The 23,714-nt window shown below is 51.2% G+C and carries 27 protein-coding genes; 13 read left to right on the top strand and 14 right to left on the bottom strand.

Annotated features, from left to right (window positions below; genetic code table 11):
- Positions 1 to 768 precede the first annotated feature (768 nt).
- Positions 769 to 1,488: a replication initiation protein gene (locus H1225_RS18260; RefSeq protein ID WP_000359513.1), complete on the bottom strand. Its 720-nt coding sequence runs from the start codon at positions 1,486 to 1,488 to the stop codon at positions 769 to 771.
- Between the two features lie 559 nt (positions 1,489 to 2,047).
- Between H1225_RS18260 and ardK the strand changes: the two genes are divergently transcribed.
- Entirely contained in the window at positions 2,048 to 2,389 is a 342-nt protein-coding gene (ardK, locus tag H1225_RS18255) for an antirestriction protein ArdAB regulator ArdK (RefSeq protein ID WP_000057569.1), read from the top strand.
- A 14-nt stretch (positions 2,390 to 2,403) separates the two neighbouring features.
- On the opposite strand, the gene H1225_RS18250 is transcribed toward ardK, so the two are convergent.
- The 3 genes from H1225_RS18250 to mucA all read right to left on the bottom strand — a co-directional run bounded on the left by H1225_RS18250 (position 2,404) and on the right by mucA (position 5,039).
- Positions 2,404 to 3,195, bottom strand: coding sequence for a SprT-like domain-containing protein (locus tag H1225_RS18250; protein WP_001452808.1), 792 nt, complete (start codon positions 3,193 to 3,195; stop codon positions 2,404 to 2,406).
- 150 nt (positions 3,196 to 3,345) lie between these two features.
- Positions 3,346 to 4,611: a translesion error-prone DNA polymerase V subunit MucB gene (gene mucB / locus H1225_RS18245; protein ID WP_000457702.1), complete on the bottom strand. Its 1,266-nt coding sequence runs from the start codon at positions 4,609 to 4,611 to the stop codon at positions 3,346 to 3,348.
- The gene (mucA, locus tag H1225_RS18240; protein WP_000861760.1) at positions 4,599 to 5,039 is read right to left on the bottom strand and encodes a translesion error-prone DNA polymerase V autoproteolytic subunit MucA; all 441 of its coding nucleotides are present in this window, start codon (positions 5,037 to 5,039) and stop codon (positions 4,599 to 4,601) included. The genes mucB and mucA overlap by 13 nt, the downstream gene beginning before the upstream one ends.
- A gap of 412 nt (positions 5,040 to 5,451) precedes the next feature.
- Between mucA and ardB the strand changes: the two genes are divergently transcribed.
- The 8 genes from ardB (at position 5,452) to ccgAII (ending at position 10,578) form a co-directional block, all read left to right on the top strand.
- The gene (gene ardB / locus H1225_RS18235; protein ID WP_000447669.1) at positions 5,452 to 5,877 is read left to right on the top strand and encodes an antirestriction protein ArdB; all 426 of its coding nucleotides are present in this window, start codon (positions 5,452 to 5,454) and stop codon (positions 5,875 to 5,877) included.
- A 57-nt stretch (positions 5,878 to 5,934) separates the two neighbouring features.
- Positions 5,935 to 6,339 carry an antirestriction protein ArdAB regulator ArdR gene (gene ardR / locus H1225_RS18230; RefSeq protein WP_000881514.1) on the top strand — a complete coding sequence of 135 codons (405 nt, stop codon included), beginning with the start codon at positions 5,935 to 5,937 and terminating at the stop codon, positions 6,337 to 6,339.
- A 9-nt stretch (positions 6,340 to 6,348) separates the two neighbouring features.
- Entirely contained in the window at positions 6,349 to 6,588 is a 240-nt protein-coding gene (locus H1225_RS18225; protein WP_015059329.1) for a hypothetical protein, read from the top strand.
- Positions 6,589 to 7,471: 883 nt separating this feature from the next.
- A complete protein-coding gene (gene ccgD / locus H1225_RS18220; RefSeq protein WP_000545925.1) occupies positions 7,472 to 7,768 on the top strand; it encodes a protein CcgD in 297 nt (98 codons plus the stop codon).
- Positions 7,769 to 7,900: 132 nt separating this feature from the next.
- Positions 7,901 to 8,185, top strand: a complete 285-nt coding sequence (gene ccgC / locus H1225_RS18215) for a protein CcgC (RefSeq protein ID WP_000274934.1) — start codon at positions 7,901 to 7,903, stop codon at positions 8,183 to 8,185.
- A 497-nt stretch (positions 8,186 to 8,682) separates the two neighbouring features.
- Positions 8,683 to 9,192: an antirestriction protein ArdA gene (locus tag H1225_RS18210; protein WP_000129958.1), complete on the top strand. Its 510-nt coding sequence runs from the start codon at positions 8,683 to 8,685 to the stop codon at positions 9,190 to 9,192.
- Between the two features lie 831 nt (positions 9,193 to 10,023).
- A complete protein-coding gene (gene ccgAI, locus H1225_RS18205) occupies positions 10,024 to 10,203 on the top strand; it encodes a protein CcgAI (protein ID WP_000214483.1) in 180 nt (59 codons plus the stop codon).
- A 54-nt stretch (positions 10,204 to 10,257) separates the two neighbouring features.
- Complete coding sequence (ccgAII, locus tag H1225_RS18200; protein ID WP_000211833.1) at positions 10,258 to 10,578, top strand: protein CcgAII; 321 nt, start codon at positions 10,258 to 10,260, stop codon at positions 10,576 to 10,578.
- Between the two features lie 110 nt (positions 10,579 to 10,688).
- Here ccgAII and H1225_RS18195 read toward each other — a convergent pair whose 3' ends face one another.
- The 4 genes from H1225_RS18195 to stbA form a co-directional block, all read right to left on the bottom strand.
- A complete protein-coding gene (locus tag H1225_RS18195; RefSeq protein WP_015059326.1) occupies positions 10,689 to 11,033 on the bottom strand; it encodes a hypothetical protein in 345 nt (114 codons plus the stop codon).
- 181 nt (positions 11,034 to 11,214) lie between these two features.
- On the bottom strand, positions 11,215 to 11,583 hold the full coding sequence (stbC, locus tag H1225_RS18190) for a plasmid stabilization protein StbC (protein ID WP_000414913.1): 369 nt from the start codon (positions 11,581 to 11,583) through the stop codon (positions 11,215 to 11,217).
- Position 11,584: 1 nt separating this feature from the next.
- A complete protein-coding gene (gene stbB, locus H1225_RS18185) occupies positions 11,585 to 12,301 on the bottom strand; it encodes a StbB family protein (protein ID WP_000861577.1) in 717 nt (238 codons plus the stop codon).
- 8 nt (positions 12,302 to 12,309) lie between these two features.
- Positions 12,310 to 12,729 carry a plasmid stabilization protein StbA gene (gene stbA, locus H1225_RS18180; protein ID WP_000802909.1) on the bottom strand — a complete coding sequence of 140 codons (420 nt, stop codon included), beginning with the start codon at positions 12,727 to 12,729 and terminating at the stop codon, positions 12,310 to 12,312.
- A gap of 512 nt (positions 12,730 to 13,241) precedes the next feature.
- Between stbA and H1225_RS18175 the strand changes: the two genes are divergently transcribed.
- The 4 genes from H1225_RS18175 to H1225_RS18160 are packed head-to-tail and all read left to right on the top strand — an operon-like array spanning position 13,242 to position 19,051.
- Positions 13,242 to 13,658: a hypothetical protein gene (locus H1225_RS18175; protein WP_001532083.1), complete on the top strand. Its 417-nt coding sequence runs from the start codon at positions 13,242 to 13,244 to the stop codon at positions 13,656 to 13,658.
- A 1-nt stretch (position 13,659) separates the two neighbouring features.
- Positions 13,660 to 15,189 carry a type IV secretion system DNA-binding domain-containing protein gene (locus tag H1225_RS18170; protein ID WP_000342688.1) on the top strand — a complete coding sequence of 510 codons (1,530 nt, stop codon included), beginning with the start codon at positions 13,660 to 13,662 and terminating at the stop codon, positions 15,187 to 15,189.
- Positions 15,189 to 18,425: a MobF family relaxase gene (gene mobF / locus H1225_RS18165; RefSeq protein WP_011407157.1), complete on the top strand. Its 3,237-nt coding sequence runs from the start codon at positions 15,189 to 15,191 to the stop codon at positions 18,423 to 18,425. Before H1225_RS18170 ends, mobF begins: the two co-directional genes overlap by 1 nt.
- On the top strand, positions 18,425 to 19,051 hold the full coding sequence (locus H1225_RS18160) for a DUF6710 family protein (RefSeq protein ID WP_000434930.1): 627 nt from the start codon (positions 18,425 to 18,427) through the stop codon (positions 19,049 to 19,051). The genes mobF and H1225_RS18160 overlap by 1 nt, the downstream gene beginning before the upstream one ends.
- A 173-nt stretch (positions 19,052 to 19,224) precedes the next feature.
- On the opposite strand, the gene H1225_RS18155 is transcribed toward H1225_RS18160, so the two are convergent.
- From H1225_RS18155 to H1225_RS18360, 6 genes are read right to left on the bottom strand one after another with little or no spacing between them, the layout of a single operon-like run.
- Positions 19,225 to 19,758: a phospholipase D family nuclease gene (locus H1225_RS18155; protein ID WP_000731968.1), complete on the bottom strand. Its 534-nt coding sequence runs from the start codon at positions 19,756 to 19,758 to the stop codon at positions 19,225 to 19,227.
- Positions 19,758 to 20,753, bottom strand: coding sequence for an ATPase, T2SS/T4P/T4SS family (locus H1225_RS18150; RefSeq protein WP_000128596.1), 996 nt, complete (start codon positions 20,751 to 20,753; stop codon positions 19,758 to 19,760). The genes H1225_RS18155 and H1225_RS18150 overlap by 1 nt, the downstream gene beginning before the upstream one ends.
- Positions 20,754 to 20,794: 41 nt before the next feature.
- A complete protein-coding gene (gene virB10 / locus H1225_RS18145; protein WP_000101711.1) occupies positions 20,795 to 21,955 on the bottom strand; it encodes a type IV secretion system protein VirB10 in 1,161 nt (386 codons plus the stop codon).
- Complete coding sequence (locus H1225_RS18140; RefSeq protein WP_000735067.1) at positions 21,955 to 22,839, bottom strand: TrbG/VirB9 family P-type conjugative transfer protein; 885 nt, start codon at positions 22,837 to 22,839, stop codon at positions 21,955 to 21,957. The genes virB10 and H1225_RS18140 overlap by 1 nt, the downstream gene beginning before the upstream one ends.
- Before the next feature lie 10 nt (positions 22,840 to 22,849).
- The gene (locus H1225_RS18135) at positions 22,850 to 23,548 is read right to left on the bottom strand and encodes a VirB8 family type IV secretion system protein (RefSeq protein ID WP_000646594.1); all 699 of its coding nucleotides are present in this window, start codon (positions 23,546 to 23,548) and stop codon (positions 22,850 to 22,852) included.
- Complete coding sequence (locus tag H1225_RS18360; protein WP_071882546.1) at positions 23,538 to 23,666, bottom strand: conjugal transfer protein TraN; 129 nt, start codon at positions 23,664 to 23,666, stop codon at positions 23,538 to 23,540. Before H1225_RS18360 ends, H1225_RS18135 begins: the two co-directional genes overlap by 11 nt.
- Positions 23,667 to 23,714 lie beyond the last annotated feature (48 nt).

Raw genomic sequence — 23,714 nt, 5'->3', positions numbered from 1 at the left:
TGGAAATCCACCCACCTTGCCGGGCGCCGGTGCCGTGTGGGAATCCGCCCACCTTGCCGGGCGCCGGTGCCGTGTGGGAATCCGCCCACCTTGCCGGGCGCCGGTGCTGTGTGGGAATCCGCCCACCTTGCCGGGCGCCGGTGCTGTGTGGGAATCCGCCCACCTTGCCGGGCGCCGCTGCTGTGTGGGAATCCGCCCACCTTGCCGGGCGCCGGTGCTGTGTGGGAATCCGCCCACCTTGCCGGGCGCCGGTGCTGTGTGGGAATCCGCCCACCTTGCCGGGCGCCGGTGCTGTGTGGGAATCCGCCCACCTTGCCGGGCGCCGGTGCTGTGTGGGAATCCGCCCACCTTGCCGGGCGCCGGTGCCGTGTGGGAATCCGCCCACCTTGCCGGGCGCCGGTGCCGTGTGGGAATCCGCCCACCTTGCCGGGCGCCGGTGCCGTGTGGGAATCCGCCCACCTTGCCGGGCGCCGGTGCTGTGTGGAAATCCGCCCACCTTGCCGGGCGCCGGTGCTGTGTGGGAATCCGCCCACCTTGCCGGGCGCCGGTGCCGTGTGGGAATCCGCCCACCTTGCCGGGCGCCGGTGCTGTGTGGAAATCCGCCCACCTTGCCGGGCGCCGGTGCCGTGTGGGAATCCGCCCACCTTGCCGGGCGTCGGTGCCGTGTGGGAATCCGCCCACCTTGCCGGGCGCCGGTGCTGTGTGGAAATTCGCCCATCTTCATGACAAAAATTTGTCAAATGACAGGCTCATGTGTGCTGATTTATGTCAGACGGGATTTTGCTTATCAATTATTGAGAACAGAAATTTTCCTGAATCATCAATACTATACTTAGCAAGTAAAGGTGTTTTCTCATTTATCTGCTTGAGAGCAGGATCAAGGAAAGATCGTTTCAACTCTGCCAAGTTCTTCTGTTGGGATTCCGGCAAAAGGAAACGGTCATTTAACCAAGCATGAGTAGTAACCCATAAGCCTGAAGATTTGAATTGAGCAAGACTTTCATAAAGGCGGATCGTCCGTGGATTTCGAAGACTGCCACAATCGCGGAGCGAGTAGGTGGTGAACTGGTTCGTCAGGCCGTAAATGTACCGCAGGAGTTTATGGTTAAATTCGATTTCCCAGATACCACGAGCTGATCGGCTGCCAGCCTCTGTTAGCCAGGGGCGCGCGACGCAGTCAAAACTCCCTTCTTTCGGGTAAAAGATTACCGCAGAACGGCTTAACTCAAACACGCCTTCTTTAACATCCTTGATAGCCTGGTTACGGCTTACCTGAAAAATTTGCTGATAGTCAGCCACCTTTACTTTGAAAGTAGAGTCACCGAGTACAGCCATCTCATCATCATCTTCGCTTACTGAAGCTGTGAAATACGTCTGCATAAGACATAACCAGAGAACGCGCTTTGCTTTTAGCGAGAGGTAGTAAGCAGCTTCGGTAAGCTCGTTAGACTGCTTAACTTTTATCTTTTTGTTCAGCAACTTATCCATGAGCCTTGCCTTTGTGGGTTAAAAATTACTCTCCACACTACCACAAAGTTCAAACAAGTAAATACATTTTTTACAGTTTCGTCTAAGGTGGGCCAATTCCCATAACAAGGTGGGCTAATTCCCATAGTAAGGTGGGGTGTTTCCCATAGATAGGTGGGCCAATTCCCATAACAAGGTGGGCGGATTCCCAGAGATAACACTTATTTATGATTTTAAATCAATGAGTTATATAGCTCTAAAAGACTTTAAAAAGATAAAAAATCTATAAAATACCTTTTAAAAATATGCCTGTGGATATGTGCATATCATCGCTTACCAGCGCCGCTTCGCGGCTCGGTCAACCCCTCAGAACCGCGAAAACAAGTTTCGCAGTTCTTCACGGTTCATGTTTTAATCCAAGCATGGCGCCAGCACCTTCGCGGCACCATCGAGGCCCGCGCTGCTGCCGCACCGGGCCTCACCCTCAAATAAAATAAAGTTTATAAAAATCGTACTTGTATTGACCCCTATTTATTCTGAGTATATCCTTTCTGTAACCAAAACTACGGAGGCGCCACAGATGGCTCAGAAAAACAGAATTTCAGAAACAGAATGGAAACAGCTGCTGCCGCAAATGGCTTCCTTTGCACACATCACAACAGATATTGGCTATTCCGTGCTTGTCAAAGGTGAGAAATCATCAGACGTAGCCACGCGAGTAGGCCGTTCCAAGCAAAACATTTCCAGCACCGTTAAGCGAATCTGGGATTTGTACCAGAACACCACTCTTAAAGCCGAGAACGGCGAACCATTAAAATTAGTTCAGGTCTGGATACCAGCAAGCCTTGCTGAAACTGTTTTAAAAGAAGCCGCGAAGTACAGCATTAATAACATCACGACCTCCGAAATGGAAAAAAAATAAAGTCCGAAAGGACTTTATTTTAAGACTACTAACGCGGCTTTATTACAGTGCTCGCCACCACAGTAAACCACTATCCCCGGTTTACCCCAGAGATTGATATGACACACCGGGCAGCTGTACTTTTCCCGGTTTGTTTTGTTCACCGGCGCTTCAGGCGGCGGGGTTACAAATCGCATGGCCTCTATGATCTCGTCGTCGAGTTCAACCGGGTCGCGCCCTTCCTCCACCTCCTGTTCGTGTTCGCTATCATCTTCCTCGTCGTCAATATAGCCTTTTCCTGTAGGGCTTAGCACAGCGCCAGGCTTAGGCTGGTAAGGCGGAAACCTGTCCATCCAGGAAAGCCGGAAATGGCCTGTCAGCAGTTCATCACAGGCCATATCGAAAGGGCCACCGGCAATAATATAATGGGTCATGCTCTGGCCCACTTTCCTGCCTCCCGGTTCGCCGGTATCAGAAGGCATTAGTCCTACCCGTTCCATCCGGGCCGCCCACTGTTTGTTGTGATAGCCACGGCGGCCAGGCTCGCCAAAATGGAATTGCCACTGATGAACCATCTCATGCACCAGTGTTGAAAGCGTGGCCTTTATGGTTCTGATCGAGAAATACACCGGATTCATAGCGATCTCGTCTACCGTGTACCCACTCTCACGGCCGACGAAACGCTTAAAGGAACAATAGCCATACGTTCGCTTCTCACGCTGCAACGTTATCAGGCATGGCGGCAGCTCGTTGCTGAATAGCTTCTCATTGAAAAAATCGTAGGCTCTCTGAAGTTCATCGTAGGTTTCGGGTGTAGGCAAATTCACTGCTAACCTCACATATATGTATTGTGCAATACACATAATTTAGATGATCTTTTATACAGAGGAAACGGCTTTTACCGAAAACCGCGAAACCGTGCCGAAACTTGTTACGGCCGGTTGAGGGGTTAACCGGCCCGGGTACGGCGCCGGTAATTATTTGATGGTGGCTATTGGTATTGAGCGCCAGTCTGTCGTGTAATCAGGTGACAACATCTGACGACGCATGGCAAAGGAGTTATCGATGCCCTGGCCTGCAAAAAAAAGCTGGTTCTTTCCACGCCGGTTTATACCATCAAGAACAGCCATTAAAGCCTCGCTGCCAGCTGAAGGCGTAGCAGAGTCGAATAAATCAAGCTGGGCCTCCTTCCCGCTAAAATCTGCCAGCATGACCCCTGCTTTTGCATACGCAATATCTTCCCGCCAGATCCGCGCCAGCGCGGCTTGTGCTGCCTGAATTATCGTGCGGCTGTCCTGGGTTGCCACCGTCAGTTTTTCGGTTGCCTGATTGGCATACTGTGTATCACGCACTGAATAAGGACTGGTACGGATAAAGACGCTTATGACGCGGCAGTATTGCCTCTCATTACGCAGTTTTTCAGCTGCGCGCGCTGCAAATCCGGTGACAGCCTGCTGCATGTCCGTCAGGGTTTCTACGCGTTGGCCGAATGAGCGCGACACAACAATCTGCTGCTTCGCAGGAGGGTTTTCTTCCAGGCTGAAGCAAGCCTCGCCGCGCAACTCCCGTACCGTTCTTTCAAGCACAACGCCGAATGTTTTACGGATTAGGCGCGTATCTGCCCTGGCTAAATCCAGCACCGTTTTGATCCCCATTGTGGCGAGTGCTTTCTCTGTACGATGGCCGACGCCCCAGACTTCCGCAACCGGCAGGATGCTCATTAATTTCTTCAGTCTGGCGCCATCGTCCAGAGCAACCACCCCGCCAGTAGCGGGCCATGTTTTTGCAGCGTGGTTACACAGCTTCGCCAGCGTCTTAGTACGGGCAATACCGACCCCGCATACCAGCGTTGTGTGTCGCCTGACTTCCTCGCGCAGTTGGCGCCCGAAAGCGTCAAGGCTCATGGCGGCCGTTATCCCTTTGCAGTCAACAAAAAGCTCGTCGATTGAATACTGTTCGACGTGGCTTGCAAGGGACTCAACTACGGCCGCGAACCGGGCCGACATGGAGGCATAAAGAGTGTAATTAGAGCTAAAAATAGCGATGTTATGACGCTCGATTATGGGTCTGACTTTGAAGTACGGATCGCCCATTTTCAGGCCCGCTTTCTTCGCCAGGTAATTACGGGCCACAATGTTGCCGTCATTGTTGGATAAAACGGCCACTGCTCGGTTTGCCAGATCTGGCCTAAATGCCTGCTCACAGCTGGCGTACATGCCATTGACATCAATCAGCGCAAACATACCGGATGCTCGATAAGGGAATGCGTAACCACTCCCCAGATTTCAACGCTCTCATTATCCGGGTCAATGTAGTACACAGGAAAATCTTTGTTCATCGGCATTAGGCAGGGTCTGGGCCTCAGCAGTAGTCGCTTCACGGTAAATTCATTATGGATGCAGGCGACTACGATTGAGCCGTGGCTGGCCGTCAGCGAGCGATCCACAACCAGTACGTCACCATCATGGATGCGGCCATCTTCCATTGACGAGCCAGAAACCCGCAGGAAGTAAGTTGCTGAAGGGTGACGAACACAATACTCATGCAGGTTTAACTCCTGCTTTTCATAGCCCTGGGCCGGGCTGGGGAACCCCGCAGAAATTCTTTGCAGATAAAAAGGGATGCTGTGTACCCGGCTGGCGCCGGAGCTTTCAAAAATATCGACCTTCATAGCGATCTTCCAAATAACTGTTTATTTATACAGTATCGCTGTTATGGTCAGGTTGGCAAGTTTTACAGGTTCTCTACTATATGTAGTGCTGCTTCAGCTGCCAACGAACGCTATATATAGTGTTTGTTGGCTTTCTGCTTTCTCAGTGTCCCCTGTAACCGGCCGCGTGGCGGCGGGCTAGCAGGAAGGGGGGTGGCCTGTCGCTCCGATCAGTCCCGCAGTTTCCGGCGATTTGCCCCCGGTGTCCGGTGGAGTCCGGCGAGGTCGCCTTCCATGCCCTGACTGGCATAAAATAGGTAAATAAATTCCGTACTTGTATTGACCTTTAAGGCATAATCACCGATAATTAAATCATCGGGAGGCAATACCGCCGCCCGAAAAATTGCCGGTATCGGCTTAAAGAGGAAGTATCATGGAAACTATCGAAATCACCGCCCGCTACATTTCTGAAAACGCCCGCATGAACTTCATGCCTGCGGCATTTCGTGGCGCTTTCTTCAGCGCAGATCACTTCATTCAGTCCTTTCTGAATCGTTACGCTAAAGACTACCAGGGAGGGTATTGGGAATACCTTCAGGCCAGCAATGGCGCGTTTTTTATGGAAGCGCCCCAACCTCTTTGGCTCTCGTTACCTAACTATTTTGAAGGTGAATGCAGCGCGCGCGAAGTAGGGATTATTGTTTGTCTGTATGCCTACAGTTACTTTTGCGGGCTGGCATATGAAGAAGGCAAAGCCGAACTGAACGAAACGATGGCTAACCGGTATCACCTGTTGCGGGAGTACGTTAATACGCTGGAGAACGAAAGCCAGAATCGTATTTATCGTGCCATTGATTAACTGATAACCAGGCGGGCAAAGCCCGCCTTATCGTGACTGTCACGCTCAGGGGAAACTATGTTAGCGACACTTCAACACCCTACCGTCTGGCAATTGCCAGATCGGTTAATGCTTTTGGAACTGTTAATGTTCGATTACCGAAATTCCGATCAGGAGCGCTACGGCCAGCAAATCTATCACCACTATCGTAAACAGGGTAATCATCGCTGGGATACTTCTGTTCATCAGGATAGCGGCGGCCAATACGCGATTATTTTCCGGCACTCCTTCAGCAAAAAACAGGCTGATGGCGTTAAGCGAACGATGATCCGCGATGAAACCGTTATACGGGCAGGTACGGCGCAGGAGCTGACAGAAGCGACATTTCCCGACTTCCAGGATAGCGATATTCTGAAGGCGTCGGATTTCTTTAAGTCGCTTATCCAGCGCAAAGCGGCAGACGTAACACAAACCGATATTTGAGGATCAGCGATGCTGAACAAAACCGAAAACAACACCAACATTAGTAGTATCAACCCCTGTTCTACAGAGAGCCTAATAGCCGTGACGGGAAATGATGGAGAGACGCATATCATTCAGCGTGAGTTAATATCCCACTCTGTTGAAGGGCATGAAGCCACAATCATTCACCTTGTAACCAGGAAGTCGATAAGGGTTTCTTTGTCATCTGAAATTCTGGCAAAAAAACTAGGCATTACCGTGTCTGAATAACGGGTTTTGTTGCTTGTTATAAGGTTTTATCTGTGTGTGGCAGAGTTCTAAAAAGGGAAACGTGAGAGATTCTGAATACGATTAGTATAACGGAAATCGTGTTGAGTGTGCTTCTTGCGGGCGCTTTGGGGCCGGTTTTATTACGTCGAAAAAAAGGTCTGCTGTTACTGTTGTTGATTCTGGTCTGCACGATACTTTTGCTTCATGGTGTCACTACGATTTACTGATGTGGTCGAAAATCTTTAAAAGCGAACCCCCGGACGTCACCCCTCCGGGGCCGTTCTGCTGTGCTGCGCATCGAGCCGCTACGCGTCTCGCCCCGCTCACGCGGGCAGCTGCCACTGACGCCTCCGGCCTGCGGCCTCCGCGCTCCGCTTGGCAACCCCTTCCCCTGCTGCCGCTCATTTCCCTTTCAGCCTCCTATCATGATTCGTCTCCTGCATTATCCGTGGATTGTGCAGCTCAGTGGGGCGCTGGCCGTGACGGTGCGGTGTCCCCCGTAACCGGCCGCGCGGCGGCCGCTAACTCGCAGTACGGCGCCGCGACCCGCAGGCGGCCGCCGTACCCGCGCGCAGGCGCGCGGCGCCCACTGCGCACCCCCGTGGGGGACGTGCGGCAGCTGCGTGGCGGCGGGCTGGGTTATGGCTTAGCAGGGAGGGGGGTTGGCCTGTTGCTCCGGTCAGTCCCGCAGTTTCCGGCGATTTGCGGCCGGTGTCCGGTGGAGTCCGGCGCGGTCGCCTTCCATGCCCTGACGGGCATAAAAACAGGTAAATAAATTCCGTACTTGTATTGACTTTTAAGGCGTAATCACCGATAATTAAATCATCGGGAGGCAATACCGCCACCCGAAAAATTGCCGGTATCGGCGCTTACAGGAGTCGTCATGCACTTTACTAACTTCCTTCAGCGTTACTTCGATATAGAGATTGAACATACCTTTGACCCTACCATTCAGGGCAGCAACGAAACGGGTAAAGACGTCACTAAAATCTGGATCTATGAGAAGGGCGAGGATAGCGAACCGCTGCTTACTCTGACAGAAGCATGGTGGTATACCGAGACAAAAACGGCTGGTAACTGGCTTATCGGCAACGTGTATTCAACGCTTGAGCATGGGCGTGAAATTCATGAAAGCGAATTTCGTAAACTGGTAACAGCTGGCAAGGTGATATCAGCATGAGTAAGGGGAAAAGTTTCACGTTACCCCGGCTCAGGTCAATCTCCTGGACGCGCAAAACCTCTAATTAAATCATCGGGTGGCAATACCGCCGCCCGAACAATCGCCGGTATCGGCAACCATTAAGGAGTTCACATGTATCACTATCTCGTTTTTGTCCCTCTCGCATTAATTATTAGCGCCGCTGCGCTTGCCCTGCCCTGGTTTATCGTTCGTGCGGGATACAGGGATCTGGTGCAGATCACCTGCGCCTGCGTCTCTATTCTGGGCCTGTGTGCGGCGACAGGGGTTTTCAGCTACTTCGATAATAAGCCGCTTGCGTTTCTGTACGGTTGCGGCGCGCTGGCGTGCTTTTTGTACGCGGTAGACTGCGCGATACCGTTGTATATGACGCGTAAAAAGCCACGTAAGCAGCTGTAAGAAAAAAGGCGGGTAATCCCCGCCTTTTTTTATTGAGGCTGTCAGGAAGCGATTCAGGCACTCGATTGTGCATCTCAGCGGGGCGCTGGCCGTGACGGTGCGGTGTCCCCCGTAACCGGCCGCGCGGCGGCCGCTAACTCGCAGTACGGCGCCGCGACCCGCAGGCGGGCCGCCGTACCCGCGCGCAGGCGCGCGGCGCCCACTGCGCACCCCCGTGGGGGACGTGCGGCAGCTGCGTGGCGGCGGGCTGGGTTATGGCTTAGCAGGGAGGGGGGTTGGCCTGTTGCTCCGGTCAGTCCCGCAGTTTCCGGCGATTTTCGGCCGGTGTCCGGTGGAGTCCGGCGCGGTCGCCTTCCATGCCCTGACGGGCATAAAAACAGGTAAATAAATTCCGTACTTGTATTGACTTTTAAGGCGTAATCACCGATAATTAAATCATCGGGAGGCAATACCGCCACCCGAAAAATTGCCGGTATCGGCGCTTTAAGGAGTACACCATGACTGATATTACGACCCCTTCTGTTTATGTTGGCACTTACCATAAATACAACTGCGGAAGCATTGCGGGAGCCTGGCTCGATCTGACCGATTTTGATAGCTCAGAGGAGTTTTACGAGCGCTGCCGCGAGTTACACGCAAATGAGGCTGATCCAGAATTTATGTTCCAGGATTGGGAGGGTATTCCGTCTGATATGGCGTCAGAGTGCCATATCAACTGGGATTTTATTAACGGCTTTAAACAAGCCCGCGAGGAAGGAAACGAAGCGGCGTTTGTGGCCTTTGTTGATCTGTTTAATAGCACTGATTTCGACCTGTTTAGAGATGCCTATATGGGCGAAGCTAAGGACGAAGAAACTTTTGCAGAGGAATACCTGAATGATAGCGGTCTACTGAATGAAATTCCTGAATCCGTAGCCCGATATTTTGACATCGTAGCCTATGCGCGGGATCTGTTTATTGGGGATTTCAGTTTACATGACGGACACGTATTTAACATGACTTGCTGAAACCTAGTCCCCCGCCACGCGGGGGATATTAAACACCGCTCTAATTAATCGCCGGTATCGGCAAACAGCCATCTGGGCGGCTGCGCCGCCCCTTTGCTGCTGCTTGCCGGTGATCTCTACAGCTCATGTTCTGCCATTGCGCTAAATCCTGATGCCACACCGGGCGTTACCCCTTCGGGGTCGCTCTGCTGTGCTGTGCATCGAGCCGGTTCCCGTCTCGCCCCGCTTACGCGGGCAGCGGCCGCTAACGCCTCCGGCCTTCGGCCTCCGCGCTCCGCTTGGCAGGCCACACCCTGCGCCGGACTCGCCCGGCCGCAAGCGGCCGCCCCGCCCCTTCGGGGTGCCAACGCCCTTCAGGCGTCGGCATCCTTTGCCAGTGCGCTATTGTGTTATCCGTGGATTGTGCAGCTCAGTGGGGCGCTGGCCGTGACGGTGCGGTGTCCCCCGTAACCGGCCGCGCGGCGGCCGCTAACTCGCAGTACGGCGCCGCGACCCGCAGGCGGGCCGCCGTACCCGCGCGCAGGCGCGCGGCGCCCACTGCGCACCCCCGTGGGGGACGTGCGGCAGCTACGTGACGGCGGGCTGGGTTATGGCTTAGCAGGGAGGGGGATTGGCCTGTTGCTCCGGTCAGTCCCGCAGTTTCCGGCGATTTGCGGCCGGTGTCCGGTGGAGTCCGGCGCGGTCGCCTTCCATGCCCTGACGGGCATAAAAACAGGTAAATAAATTCCGTACTTGTATTGACTTTTAAGGCATAATCACCGATAATTAAATCATCGGGAGGCAATACCGCCACCCGAAAAATTGCCGGTATCGGATCACTAAGGAGTAAGCATGACCACTGTTACCACCCCTTCCCAGCTGAAAAAAGAAGTCGAATCTCAGAAAGAATTATTGCTGCGCGCCTGCCTCGAAGCGTTCAACCAGCTGCCTAATCAGCGCCTGCAAGGCGCTTTCACATCGACGTATGCACTGGCGGCAAAATTAGACCAGCTGCTGCAACAAACTAAATAGCACTGACGACCCGGCCAAGCCGGGTCTTTAACAGAAAGATCGAGGACAAACGACATGACCACACAAACCCTTGAGCAGACTCTTGAAGATTTTCGTCGCCAGTGTGAGAGTTTTGCGCGCAAACAGCAGCCCCGCTGCGGCCTAATTTATGAACTGTATCAGCGCCGCCTGAGCGCGGATATTGACGGCTATCTTGCTGGCGTTCCGGCCGAGTATCGGGAAGAACTGATCGCGGTAGCGCGGCGTGAATTTGACTATCTGACCCAAGACGAGATCGCGGAAGAAATCCGGCAGGATCGGGAAAACGATTATTGCAGCCACGGTATTGAGCGTAATTGTTGCCCGCTGGGCTGCGGAGATCTAGACGATTACTGAGCCGCCGAAAGAAAAAAACCCGGATTGACCGGGCTTTTTTCTTTCCGCTGCGCGGCCGTTTCAGTTATTACTCCGCGCTGCTTTTGGCTATTTCTGTATAGCACAATACACTACACATTAAGCTCGTTTGCTTCGACGGCTAGCCAGCAGTTAAAGGTTTCGCTCTGCCGTTCGCCGCCGCAACCTCCCTCCGCTTTCAGCTTTCCGCAAGCCTGGCATTTCCCCAGCTGCGCCTTTTGCTCCTGCCACTGTTGCCAGTTTCGGATCAGCAGCAGTTGGAAAAACTCATTCGTTGAATAGGCTGTTCGTCCTGGACGGCGAACCCGGCAAAGCTCCTGTAACATTGCTTCTTCCTGTTTTATTAGCGTGACTGTCACGCTAGCGCCTTCCTCTTTGAGTCGCGCGCGGCGCCGGGCCTGGCGAATACGGGCTTGTTCACGCTGTCGGTCATTCATATTTTTCCTCCACGTGACTGTCACGTTGAATTAAACTGGGCATTACCCCTGCGGGGCCGTTCTGCCGTGCTGCGCATCGAGCCGCTACGCGTCTCGCCCCTTCGGGCGGCGGCCACTAATGCCTCCGGCCTGCGGCCTCCGCGCTTCGCTTGAAAAAAAACCGGGACATGCCCGGTTTACATTATCTCAGTAGAATTATGGCTATCGCGGCACCCACGGCGGCGCCCACAATAGTGCAGCCAGCTGTAATAAAAAGGATCTGACGGGTTAACGTCTCAGCTCTGGACGCCTGCGCGCGGCGGAACTTCGTCAGAAATTCCTCACGCGCCTTAGCATCATCACTAATTGCCAGGCTAATTGAACGCTGGTTTTCTACTAAAGTCCGTTTAAGAGAGTCTGCCGTCTCTCCTAAACTTTCGGTGTCTTTTGCCAGCTTTTCCGAAAGCGCAGAAAGTATCTCAGTCATTTCTTTCTGACTTGCGGTGATTTCCTTCGCGTCACCTAAAAACCAATCCATCAGAACTTCAAATTTATCTGGCTGCTTTTCCATTTTATTCTCCCATTAAAGCCGCATATGCTTTATCGAGATTAGCTTTAACAGGAATTGCCTGTTTCATGTAGGTATAACGGCGGGCCAGTTTTTTGCGCTCGTCAGCATCCGTTGTTTGTTTAGCGCGGGCTTTAAATTCTTCTGGATCTTCAGCGGTCAATGCTTCGAATGAGATACGGTGATACGCGAGATATTCGAAAACTTCACTGTTATAAATAACAGATTTCTTGCTGATTTTGCCAATTTTCGTTCGTTTGACAAATTCAAATACCGGCGCCAGTACATCCTCTACTTCACTATCTGGACTAATGCGGTTTGGAACAAAGATGATTTTATCGCTGCTTACACCTGCCTTACTTAACGTATGTGCTGTTTTCATGCTTTCATCAATGGCCTTATTATCAGGCGTAACCGGGATTACATACTTATCAAATTCATTCGCGCCACTGTCAAAGCGGGACATTGCCATCAGGAACGCTTCTACGTTTGACGCACCAATATCAATAATCCCGGCATCTTCAAAAACAATATCTTCAATCAACCGTGAAAAGTCATCACCTTTAAAAATGGAAACATTCTCAATCCCCAGATCGGAAGCAGACTGGTTGATAGTTTCAACCGCATAGAATTTTGCTCCAGTCAGACGCGGGGCTAACAGGTAGGATGAAATTAAGGTTTTACCAACGCTGCCACTGTAATTAATTACCGCTACTTTCATAAATCACCTCAGAATTTTTTGTTGAACATCTTAGGGTCGAAATCTTCACTGATTTTATTGAAGAACTCTTTATCAATAATGCCGGGACTTTCTTTTTTTTCACTTCCTTGCGGTTCAGGCTCAGGCGGCGTTTGTGTATTGTGCAATACACTTTCCTCTGCACCTTTCTCGCTACCTCCATTTTGTGTATTGTGCAATACACTATCTTCATTGTTCGGCATCCTTCCATGTGTATTGTGCATTCCATTTTTCCGGATTTGCCGCGCTCTATATAGGGACGTATCAAAGCTACGAACGTTCACACCTTCCAGGCCGAAGCGTTCAGAAACTGCTTTATAAATTTCCGCCCTGGAAACTCCCAGTGACATCATTTCTTCTATTTCCGGCAACATCAACTGAAGTGCCGCCCTGATACTTTTGGGCTTCATAGTACCCTCATTTAGAATGATGTAATTTTGATGTATTTCTGATGTATTTATGATGTATTTTTGATGTACTTTTGTTGTACTGGCTACCTCATGACCAGATAATGATGTAATTCTGTTGTACTGTCAACCTTCAAGTGATGTACTTTTGATGTAATTTTGATGTACTTTTGTTGTAATAGTGTTGTACTGGTATTCATGCAAGCATGAATACGGAATATTGAACGCTTTTTAGTCAGTTAGTCCTTAACCTACGTAGATCGCTCCTACCAAAAAAGATGATTTTTTATCCCTTAACCTGCTATACACCTAACGCAGCGCGATAAATCACGCTATCACACTGATTTAAAAAATAAAAAAATAAATAGCGTCAATATTCGGTAATAATTAGGTATTAAAAACACCTAATAACTCATTGTTTTATAATGAGTTTGCTTTATTACTTTGGTAATACTAAGATTTCAGCTTGTTAGATCCCAATCTTTTGTTTAAGAAATGCACAATGTGAGGACTGAATGCCAATAATAACCGCAAAAGTATCAGATGAACTTTTGGCCTATATAGACCTGGTTTCAGGAGGTAATCGGTCAGATTATCTGCGGCGCTGCCTTGAAGCTGGCCCAGGTGATCGGGAGTCCGGGTTGAAAATAGTTGCCGACCGGCTGAGCGACGTAAATCGCAAACTGGATTATCTTTTTGACCGTGCTTCAGATGCGGATTTTGGCCCACTGCGCGATGAGCTGAAGGCAATAACCGAAACGCTATCTGGCGTAAAATTCCCACCGGCAGGACAGATGATGTTGCATGAATCACTCGCTATTGAAACGCTAATCCTCCTGCGCTCGATAGCAGAACCGGGCAAAACCAAAGCGGCAAAAGCAGAGGTTGAACGTAACGGCTACAAAGTCTGGGAACCAAAAAAGGAGCGCTGAAATGGACGATAGAGAAAGAGGCTTAGCATTTTTATTTGCAATTACTTTGCCTCCAGTGATGGTATGGTTTCTAGTTGCAAAATTTACCTACGGTATTGATCCATCCACGGCTAAATACCTGATTCCGTATCTGGTTAAGAATACTTTTTCGCTATGGCCTTTATGGTCAGCTTTAATTGCAGGCTGGTTTATTGGTGTTGGCGGTCTGATCGCTTTTATCATTTATGATAAATCACGCGTGTTTAAAGGCGAAAGATTCAAAAAGATTTATCGTGGTACAGAGCTTGTTCGCGCCAGAACACTCGCTGATAAAACACGCGAAAGAGGTGTCAACCAGTTAACCGTGGCTAATATCCCCATACCTACATACGCTGAGAACTTGCATTTTTCGATTGCCGGTACAACCGGTACTGGTAAAACCACAATTTTCAATGAACTGTTATTTAAGAGCATCATTAGAGGCGGCAAAAATATTGCTTTAGATCCAAATGGGGGGTTCTTAAAGAATTTCTATCGTCCCGGCGATGTTATTTTAAACGCCTATGATAAACGCACTGAAGGCTGGGTGTTTTTCAATGAAATTCGCCGTTCATATGATTACGAGCGCTTAGTGAACTCTATTGTTCAGGAAAGCCCTGATATGGCTACTGAAGAATGGTTCGGCTATGGCCGTCTTATTTTTAGTGAAGTTTCGAAAAAACTTCACAGCCTATACAGCACAGTAACTATGGAAGAAGTTATTCACTGGGCCTGTAACGTTGACCAGAAAAAATTAAAAGAATTTTTAATGGGGACGCCTGCCGAAGCTATTTTTTCCGGGTCTGAAAAAGCAGTTGGAAGCGCGCGATTTGTTCTCAGTAAGAATCTTGCCCCACATTTGAAAATGCCGGAAGGTAATTTTTCCCTGCGTGACTGGCTTGATGATGGAAAGCCGGGAACCCTGTTTATCACCTGGCAGGAAGAAATGAAAAGGTCACTTAATCCGCTAATTTCCTGCTGGCTGGATTCGATTTTTTCTATCGTGCTGGGTATGGGTGAAAAAGAAAGCCGCATTAATGTATTTATTGACGAGCTGGAATCACTCCAGTTTCTGCCAAACCTCAACGATGCACTGACCAAAGGGCGTAAAAGCGGTCTGTGTGTTTATGCTGGCTATCAAACCTATTCTCAGCTGGTTAAGGTTTATGGTCGGGATATGGCTCAGACCATTCTGGCTAACATGCGTTCTAACATCGTGCTGGGCGGCAGCCGTCTCGGTGATGAAACGTTGGATCAAATGTCGCGCTCACTCGGTGAGATAGAAGGCGAAGTTGAGCGTAAAGAATCCGATCCTCAGAAGCCCTGGATTGTCCGTAAACGCCGCGACGTTAAAGTTGTTCGTGCCGTAACGCCTACCGAAATATCAATGTTGCCAAACCTCACCGGCTATCTGGCGTTGCCTGGTGATATGCCCGTCGCTAAGTTCAAGGCTAAACACGTTAAATACCATCGCAAAAACCCTGTTCCTGGCATTGAACTGAGGGAGATCTGATGCTTGATATAACCACGATTACCCGCCAGAACGTCACTAGCGTTGTGGGCTACTACTCTGATGCAAAGGATGATTACTACAGTAAGGATTCATCATTCACGTCCTGGCAGGGAACCGGAGCTGAAGCCCTCGGCTTGTCCGGGGACGTTGAATCAGCCCGGTTTAAAGAGCTGCTTGTCGGTGAGATAGATACCTTCACGCATATGCAGCGACACGTGGGTGATGCCAAAAAAGAGCGTCTGGGCTACGACCTGACGTTTTCAGCGCCTAAAGGGGTATCCATGCAGGCGCTGATACACGGCGATAAAACCATTATCGAGGCTCATGAAAAAGCTGTTGCCGCTGCTGTGCGTGAAGCTGAAAAACTCGCGCAGGCCCGGACGACTCGCCAGGGGAAATCAGTAACCCAGAATACCAATAACCTTGTCGTCGCTACTTTCCGCCACGAAACGTCCAGGGCGCTAGATCCTGATTTGCACACACACGCTTTTGTCATGAACATGACCCAGCGCGAGGACGGCCAGTGGCGCGCGCTCAAAAATGATGAGCTGATGCGTAACAAAATGCACCTGGGCGATGTTTACAAACAGGAGCTGGCGTTGGAGTTGACCAAAGCCGGTTATGAGCTGCGTTACAACAGCAAAAATAACACGTTCGATATGGCCCATTTTTCAGATGAACAGATTCGCGCTTTTTCCCGCCGGTCGGAGCAAATTGAAAAGGGACTCGCTGCAATGGGTCTGACGCGGGAAACCGCCGATGCTCAGACGAAAAGCCGCGTCTCGATGGCTACGCGTGAAAAGAAAACAGAGCATTCCCGTGAAGAAATTCACCAGGAATGGGCCAGCCGCGCCAAAACGCTCGGCATTGATTTTGATAACCGTGAATGGCAGGGACACGGTAAACCTCTGGAGGCTGATATAGCGCGCAACATGGCCCCGGATTTTACCAGCCCGGAGGTTAAAGCTGACCGGGCTATCCAGTTTGCAGTTAAGTCGCTGTCAGAGCGCGATGCCAGCTTTGAACGCCAGAAGCTGATTCAAATCGCTAATAAGCAGGTGCTGGGCCATGCCACAATAGCCGATGTTGAAAAAGCGTACCTGAAGGCGGTACAGAAGGGCGCCATCATCGAGGGCGAAGCCCGGTATCAATCAACTCTGAAGGTCGGTGCTTCAGTTATGGCCGAAACTCTGACGCGCAAAGAGTGGATCGACTCGCTGACGAATAGCGGGATGCGTGCGGATAAAGCCCGTTTTGCGGTAGATGATGGTATTAAAAACGGCAGGCTTAAAAAGACCAGCCACCGCGTCACTACCGTGGAGGGTATTCGCCTTGAGCGTTCCATTCTGACTATCGAATCACGCGGCCGGGGGCAGATGCCGCGACAGCTGACCGCAGAGATTGCAGGCCAGCTGCTTTCCGGGAAAACCCTCAAGAAGGAGCAGATGCGCGCGGTTACAGAAATTGTGACGAGCAAAGATCGGTTTGTGGCCGCACATGGTTACGCCGGTACCGGTAAAAGCTATATGACGATGGCCGCTAAAGAGCTGCTGGAGTCACAAGGGCTGAAGGTCACGGCGCTGGCCCCCTATGGGACACAGAAAAAAGCGCTTGAAGATGATGGATTACCGGCCCGCACCGTTGCCGCTTTCCTCAAAGCGAAGGATAAAAAGCTGGATGAAAAATCAGTCGTATTCATTGATGAAGCCGGGGTTATACCCGCCCGACAGATGAAACAGCTGATGGAGGTAATCGAGAAGCATAACGCTCGCGCGGTATTCCTGGGGGATACGTCACAGACGAAAGCGGTAGAAGCCGGTAAGCCTTTTGAGCAGCTGATTAAAGCAGGTATGCAGACCAGCTACATGAAAGACATTCAGCGACAGAAGAATGAAGTTTTGCTTGAGGCGGTTAAGTATGCCGCTGAAGGTAATGCCGCGCGCGCCCTGAAAAATATCACCGGCGTGAACGAACTGAAGGAAGAAGCGCCCCGACTCGCTCAACTTGCCGATCGCTACCTGTCTCTGTCCTCAGAACAACAGGATGCCACCCTGATAATCTCTGGTACGAACGCCTCACGCAAAACCCTCAATGACTACATCCGGGGCAATCTGGGGCTTGCCGGAACCGGCGAAACGTTCACGCTACTTGACCGCGTGGATTCGACACAGGCGGAACGCCGCGACAGCCGTTATTTCAGTAAAGGGCAAATCATTATCCCCGAACAGGATTACAAAAATGGTATGAAGCGGGGCGAGTCTTACCAGGTTCTTGATACCGGGCCGGGCAACAAATTGACGGTTGAAAGCATCAGCGGTGAGCAGATCGCTTTCAGCCCGCGTACACACACCAAGCTGTCTGTATACCAGGCAGTCAGCGCCGAACTGGCGCCGGGCGATAAGGTTATGGTAACGCGTAACGATAAAACGCTGGACGTTGCCAACGGCGACCGCTTCACGGTGAAAACCGTGGAGGGTGAAAAACTGACGCTTGAGGACAAAAAAGGGCGCACGGTTGAGCTGGATAAAAAACAGGCTTCTTATCTTTCCTATGCTTATGCAACCACCGTCCACAAATCCCAGGGGCTTACCTGTGATCGCGTGTTGTTCAACATAGATACCAAATCGCTTACCACTTCTAAGGACGTTTTTTATGTTGGTATTTCGCGTGCGCGTCATGAGGTGGAAATTTTTACCGACGATAAAAAATCTTTGGCATCGAGCGTGAGCCGCGACAGCCCGAAAACCACGGCCGCAGAAATTGACCGTTTCTTTGGGCTTGAGGCCAGGTTTAAGGATATTGGCCGCGATACCAGTTTAGAAACCCGATCAGCTGAAAAAGGTCTGCCAGAAGCCACGGGGGAAAGCATGGCGTTTAACCAGAAACCCGATGAACATAACATGACAACCGGCACTGATTATCAGCCGGTGAGCAACGCAGAGGACGCCTTTCATCTTAAGCAGAACCCTATGGATGATTCCGTTGGCCTGCGGCGTCATGAAGCACAGCAAAATGATGCAGAGCTGGCCCATGATTATGCTGCTGCCGACGATCAGCAGTGGAGCGCGCAGGAGTATGCCGATTACGAGCATTATGCCGAAGCATCCGACTACGACTTTGACAGCAGCATTTACGACGATTACGCCATGCCGCAGACGTCTCAGGCGGAACAGAGCCATACCGGAAAAGAACACACCCATGAGCATGAGCATGAAGAAGGGGGCCATGAAATCTGATGGAGCAGATCGACAAGCGCAAGCAGGATAAACTGAAGTTCGACCGGGTAATTAATCTGGCGCACAGACTGCCGCAACCGGCGATCCATGACTTACTACGCGCGCTGATACTGCCAATTCAGGCCGATTACTTGCTGGCCGTTGGCACGGAGGGCCAGGACGCGCGCCCGGACATGAACGAGCGCGAGTTCTTCTTCACAAAAATCATCTGGGCGATGGATTACACGCACATGAAATCACTCAGGCTTGCAGCTGAAGATTTTCCCCTGGCGCTTGCGACGGCCAAGATCCTGCCGTGGCCGTGGGGTGAATCAAGCTACCGGAGTGCTTTAGCCGATATAGGCAGCGCTAAGGGCAATCCGTGGGTACAGGATATTAACCACCGCGTTACTTTGTGGTTGCCCTGGCGGATAGGCTTTGTACGAGGAGGGAATCATTCTATTGCCAGCGGCGTTCTGGCCGGTGAGGGTGAGGTAATACCCGATACGGTTTATGATATGCGGTATTTGCTCGATATTGTCAGCACTGACGGGTATTACTGGTACATGAGCGGGAAGATCTGCGAGAGAGTCAGTGACTACCGTACAGCCGCCTTTTTTGAAATAGGCCGCCTGCTTACACTGTGATTCCTTCAAAATATCTCAACGAAATTTCCCGACACCTGTTTAAGCTATCTTGCTGATATTTCTGTTTTTCGATTTTTGCCGGCGCGATGCCGGCGACGTTGGCCAGCTGCCCCGGGCGCGATACTGAGATCAGTTTCTTTGAACAAAAAAAACCGCCTTTTGGCGGTCAGTATTCAGTAGCTGGAACGGTAGTCTCTTCCCTGATTCCAGCGGTCTTGCCAGTGTTCGAGGAATGATTCAGCGAGCTTAGGCATGTTCCAGATCACCACCGCATTCTCCGAGTTTTTCGTTTCGGCCGCTTTGGTGAAATTAAAGCTGCCAGTTTCAACGGTCACATTATCCACGATGATCACCTTGTCATGCTGGATAGGGAAATTACTGTCAGTACGCAAAGGGATGCCGCTGTTCGCTATGTAGTTCATGGCCGCAATGCTGGCGCGCCCCGTATTGCCCCTTTCATCAATTACGATTTTCACATCAACTCCCCGTTTTTTGGCTGCTACCAGTGCCTTCATAATATCCGGGGCGGTAAAAGAATAAGCCATCATCCGTATCGAGGTTTTTGCGGAGTCAATGGCGCTCAGGACGAGAACGCGGGCGCTTCCTTCAGGCGAGTAGCCAACCTGAACGGATGGTTCCACCGCAAAGGCGGGCAGGGCGGCTGTCGTAAATGCTGCGGCCAGAAGCCAGGTTGCTAATTTTTTCATTACAGGCTCCCGTTCACACACTGCATTTTATATTCAGGGTCAAAATAAATTTCTTTGATTTTCCGCTTTTCCATATGCACCACAACGTCAATGGTGGAGTAGAGCATTCGCATAATATCGCTCATATCGAGCATACGGCCGATAGGGGTCGCCTTGATAAGCAGCCCAATACGGTTAAAGGCATCGCGCGCAGAGTTAGCGTGCGTTGACATAACACCGCCTGGATGGCCGGTATTAAGTGCTTTAAGATAATCCCACGCAGCATCATCCCTAAGCTCAGTCATGATGATACGGCCCGGTGTCAGACGCATACAGGCTCGCAGGGCATCAGTGGCGCTGACGCGGCCGATCTTTCCTGCATCGCCGTACATCATATAAACGGCTTCTACAACGTGATCGACCGTGACTTCGTGAACGTCCTCTAAAATAATTACACGCTCGTCTTTATGTAGCGATTTTAACAGCGCGCGCGTGAGTACCGTTTTCCCCGACCCGGTTTCACCGCAGATCACGATAGTGCGTTTCTTCTCAACGGCGGTTTGCAGGAATGCGGGCCATTTTTCGCTGCTGTGCAGCTCTTTAAGGAAAAAATCATCATCCGTTAGGCTTTGCTTGCTGCCGGTAATCTTCCGGCAGTCACTGAAAATCCCCTCGCTGGTCAGCTGCTCCAGATTTTTATCGGCCGCCAAATCCTTACGAAACGCTACGGCCGTTGTACCGTCAATCACCGCAGGGGGCAGACAGATAACGCCCCTGATCCCGCCAGGCAGGATCACGTCATTAATGGCCTGCATGGTCAGCTTGTTGCTGCTCACCAACGATTTAGCAAGGTTCCTAATAAAATCTGCCGTAATTGCCGCGTTCTGCACAACCCTGCGGCCGCTGAACGTATCACAGATAACTTCCTGAAAGCAGTTAATGCGAATTTCAAAAACAGTAGGATCTTCTAAATACTCGCGCAGTGGGCCAAGTTGATAGAAAGCTGCATCAGTCATGATTACTCCTGAAGAAAAGCGGGCGCTAAGCGCCCACTTTTTTAGTTGTCTGCGAGCGTATAAACGCCGCTGAAATCGAGGTCGCGGGCAACAAAAATGCTCACCGCATCACCCTGCTGATCGTAGAGGGTAGGGGGGATAGACATGTAAGAGCGGAGTGCTTCAGACGCCAGCTGCCCACCGCTGTTTTCTGTGCTGTTGTACTGAATGTTATTACTCTGCGTCTGGTTAACCAGCGCCGTTAAGGTGTCAGAGAACAACGAAATCATGATCGCACCACGCAGACGCTCCCACATATGGGCATCCACCTGGCCCGGAATCCCCGCGCTGCCGAGTGAGTTCGTTCCGGCACTGTCAATATTAACGATTGTCCCGTCCTGGTCATTACGGATACGCTCCCAGAGAACAAACACGCGCGCCTGGCCGTCTTTGATACCACCGGTAATCTGCCCGTCAACCCATGAGCCTTTATCAATCAGCCTAACGAGTCCATCAGCTGAGTAAACGTCCTGTGAAACCCGGCAGGAAACCTGACCCGGAACAGTGGTATCCAGCTCGGTGCCGGTACCACAGGGGATCATTTTGCCTTTCGGAACAGTCAGGCTGGGATTAGCCATGACTCCAGCGCGGCTAGCCTTCAGCCTTGCAGGAGTCAGGTTTTTAGCGAGTGCTGAACTACCTTCGCTTGTTTCGTTGTCCTGGGGCTGCGCTCCGGGACTATTGCTTGTAGCCGCCTGATTAGTCTGGGCCAGCTCGCCGCCCAGACGACGCTGCATAGCCAGTTCTTCAGGCGAAGGTTCTTTACGCTTATTAGAGGTACGCGCGCCGGTATTGCTGCTGCCCGCATCTGCATCTGCCTGTGCGGCAGCCTGCACAGCACGGGCATCAGTGGCGCTATTCTGCGCAGTTGCAGGTTTATTAACATCAGGATCGCTGTTAAAGCTGTAGTTTGGCAGTGTATTGGCCTGTTGCGCTTTACCACCGTCTTTATCAGCTTCAGCTTTAGCCGGGGCGCGAATTTTACCCATGACCGTAATCCCGATGAATACCAAAGCAAGCAGCGCCATCAGTATGACAAAGGCTTTCATACCAGGAGCCGAACGGCGGTTACTGCCATTAAATCCGCCACGCTCGCTTTCAAATTCACCGTCTCCGGTGTTTTCATCGAGTTCCTGATCTACATCGACACTTTTACGGGCCATCAGTTATCCTCCCCAATTTGAACCCTGCGCACATCCGGGGAAGCCGTACCGGTTGCTACCGCACCGGCGCCCGGCGCGAAATTATTATTACGAACGCCAACGACTTTATCGCCCAGACGAATACGCCACTCTTTAGCGACGGTTTCCACCTCGATGATGTTGCGGTTCTCACCCACAACATGAGAGTTAGGCAGCGTTTCTTTGCCACTGGCCGAGATCATGTAGACCTGCGGTAACTCCGCATTGGCCGGAAACTCAAACCGGGTAAAGCGGTAGTTATCCCAGACGTGAACCGGCTGGATGCTGCGCATTTCAGGCTGTTCGCTCATTACGTACTGATAGTTCTTCGCCCCCGCAAAAGCCGTCTGCTTCAGCTTCTGCGTAATGCGTTTTTTATCAGCCGCGCTTTTGGCTTTTTCCTGCTGCTCAAACGGATATTCATAGGTCAGCTGAAGAACGGCATGGCGCACAGCCCACGGCGTTTCAATAAAGGATTTTGATACCGTACCGTCTGCATTTTTCTTCGTTTCTTCACCGATGAAATGGAGGACGATGTTATAGGTGCGCTTATCGGTGACGATCACCAGGTTGGTATCACTCATGGCCTGTTTCGGCTTCACAAAAAAATGGTTCATTTTGTGCGCAAACGTCCAGCTTTCAGAATCGCCAAAAGCATGAGTGATATAGGTTTCGTCAGGCGCGACAACAATGTGGGTAGCCACACCGGCGACAGCGTCAATTTTGACCACATTAACAGGGTTATAAACAACGCTTTTAATGCGATAGTCATAAGGAGAATTGCGGCCAACCTCAAGCGCCATAACGTTAGTGGCCGCGCCTCCCAGGACTGACAAAACGACTGCTGAAAGAAGTAGTTTTTTCATGGGGCAGCCCTCAGTTAACTTCCGGGTTGACGCGATAACTCGTCACGCGGAAACCCAGCGGGTTGACATAACGCTGCTCAGCATTCATCGCCAGCGATTTATATTCATACCCCATAATGGCAATCCAGCGCTGCGGCTGATCATCAACGGGATTGCTGCGCACGCGGCGAACCGTAGTAAAGCGTATTGTTGCTACGCCGTGCGGTTTATCGAGGATCACAGAGTTAATCTTCACGCGGGTCGTTTCACTGTCGCCCAGAACCTTATCAAGACCATTGCGGCCCTTGAACTTGCTCTGGTAAGACTCTGCCACGTTCGGCGTGGACATTAAGCCAACGGCCGTATAGTCGACCTGAACTGAATAGAAGTCATAGCTCTCACGGTGAATGACATATTGTGTCAGCCAGAACTTATCAATTTCGTCACCATAAGAGGTCTGGTCGCGGGTCAGCTTGACCTGCTGTACTTCGTGAGTGGCCTCGTTGAGCGTTAGCAGATGTGCGGGGATTGGCTGGCTGTACTTATGCACTACGTAACCAACTAAAGAGAGTGCAAAAACAGTTACCACCGCTGAACCGGTGGCAACCATCCAGGCGGTACGCCGGGACTTCAGCACTTCATCCATCAGATCAACTTCAAGCCCTTTACGGCTTTCGTTGAACTCTTTAATGGCTTCACGTGTAAGCCCTGTTTTTTTATTAGCTTTCATTTGCACCACCTTGCGTATCAACCGGGATTGTTTTGTTTACTGGAACGGTGTTGCTCCAGTCCGGCTCCGGTGGCGGTTTATGCCCGCTGGAACAGGCGCTAATCAGAAGAACTCCCATAAGCAATAAGCTGCGCATTACGGCATCCATTATCGGTTGTTGAACGTA

The sequence above is a fragment of the Proteus penneri genome (assembly GCF_022369495.1).
In the GTDB taxonomy this organism is placed as follows: Bacteria; Pseudomonadota; Gammaproteobacteria; order Enterobacterales; family Enterobacteriaceae; genus Proteus; species Proteus penneri.
This window is presented reverse-complemented; position numbering and strand designations above follow the sequence as displayed.

Coding starts and splice junctions, on each gene's coding strand:
- H1225_RS18260 (WP_000359513.1), bottom strand. CDS start 1,488: ATGGATAAGTTGCTGAACAAAAAGATAAAAGTTAAGCAGTCTAACGAG.
- ardK (WP_000057569.1), top strand. CDS start 2,048: ATGGCTCAGAAAAACAGAATTTCAGAAACAGAATGGAAACAGCTGCTG.
- mucB (WP_000457702.1), bottom strand. CDS start 4,611: ATGTTTGCGCTGATTGATGTCAATGGCATGTACGCCAGCTGTGAGCAG.
- mucA (WP_000861760.1), bottom strand. CDS start 5,039: ATGAAGGTCGATATTTTTGAAAGCTCCGGCGCCAGCCGGGTACACAGC.
- ardB (WP_000447669.1), top strand. CDS start 5,452: ATGGAAACTATCGAAATCACCGCCCGCTACATTTCTGAAAACGCCCGC.
- ardR (WP_000881514.1), top strand. CDS start 5,935: ATGTTAGCGACACTTCAACACCCTACCGTCTGGCAATTGCCAGATCGG.
- H1225_RS18225 (WP_015059329.1), top strand. CDS start 6,349: ATGCTGAACAAAACCGAAAACAACACCAACATTAGTAGTATCAACCCC.
- ccgD (WP_000545925.1), top strand. CDS start 7,472: ATGCACTTTACTAACTTCCTTCAGCGTTACTTCGATATAGAGATTGAA.
- ccgC (WP_000274934.1), top strand. CDS start 7,901: ATGTATCACTATCTCGTTTTTGTCCCTCTCGCATTAATTATTAGCGCC.
- H1225_RS18210 (WP_000129958.1), top strand. CDS start 8,683: ATGACTGATATTACGACCCCTTCTGTTTATGTTGGCACTTACCATAAA.
- ccgAI (WP_000214483.1), top strand. CDS start 10,024: ATGACCACTGTTACCACCCCTTCCCAGCTGAAAAAAGAAGTCGAATCT.
- ccgAII (WP_000211833.1), top strand. CDS start 10,258: ATGACCACACAAACCCTTGAGCAGACTCTTGAAGATTTTCGTCGCCAG.
- H1225_RS18195 (WP_015059326.1), bottom strand. CDS start 11,033: ATGAATGACCGACAGCGTGAACAAGCCCGTATTCGCCAGGCCCGGCGC.
- stbC (WP_000414913.1), bottom strand. CDS start 11,583: ATGGAAAAGCAGCCAGATAAATTTGAAGTTCTGATGGATTGGTTTTTA.
- stbB (WP_000861577.1), bottom strand. CDS start 12,301: ATGAAAGTAGCGGTAATTAATTACAGTGGCAGCGTTGGTAAAACCTTA.
- stbA (WP_000802909.1), bottom strand. CDS start 12,729: ATGAAGCCCAAAAGTATCAGGGCGGCACTTCAGTTGATGTTGCCGGAA.
- H1225_RS18175 (WP_001532083.1), top strand. CDS start 13,242: ATGCCAATAATAACCGCAAAAGTATCAGATGAACTTTTGGCCTATATA.
- H1225_RS18170 (WP_000342688.1), top strand. CDS start 13,660: ATGGACGATAGAGAAAGAGGCTTAGCATTTTTATTTGCAATTACTTTG.
- mobF (WP_011407157.1), top strand. CDS start 15,189: ATGCTTGATATAACCACGATTACCCGCCAGAACGTCACTAGCGTTGTG.
- H1225_RS18160 (WP_000434930.1), top strand. CDS start 18,425: ATGGAGCAGATCGACAAGCGCAAGCAGGATAAACTGAAGTTCGACCGG.
- H1225_RS18155 (WP_000731968.1), bottom strand. CDS start 19,758: ATGAAAAAATTAGCAACCTGGCTTCTGGCCGCAGCATTTACGACAGCC.
- H1225_RS18150 (WP_000128596.1), bottom strand. CDS start 20,753: ATGACTGATGCAGCTTTCTATCAACTTGGCCCACTGCGCGAGTATTTA.
- virB10 (WP_000101711.1), bottom strand. CDS start 21,955: ATGGCCCGTAAAAGTGTCGATGTAGATCAGGAACTCGATGAAAACACC.
- H1225_RS18140 (WP_000735067.1), bottom strand. CDS start 22,839: ATGAAAAAACTACTTCTTTCAGCAGTCGTTTTGTCAGTCCTGGGAGGC.
- H1225_RS18135 (WP_000646594.1), bottom strand. CDS start 23,548: ATGAAAGCTAATAAAAAAACAGGGCTTACACGTGAAGCCATTAAAGAG.
- H1225_RS18360 (WP_071882546.1), bottom strand. CDS start 23,666: ATGGGAGTTCTTCTGATTAGCGCCTGTTCCAGCGGGCATAAACCGCCA.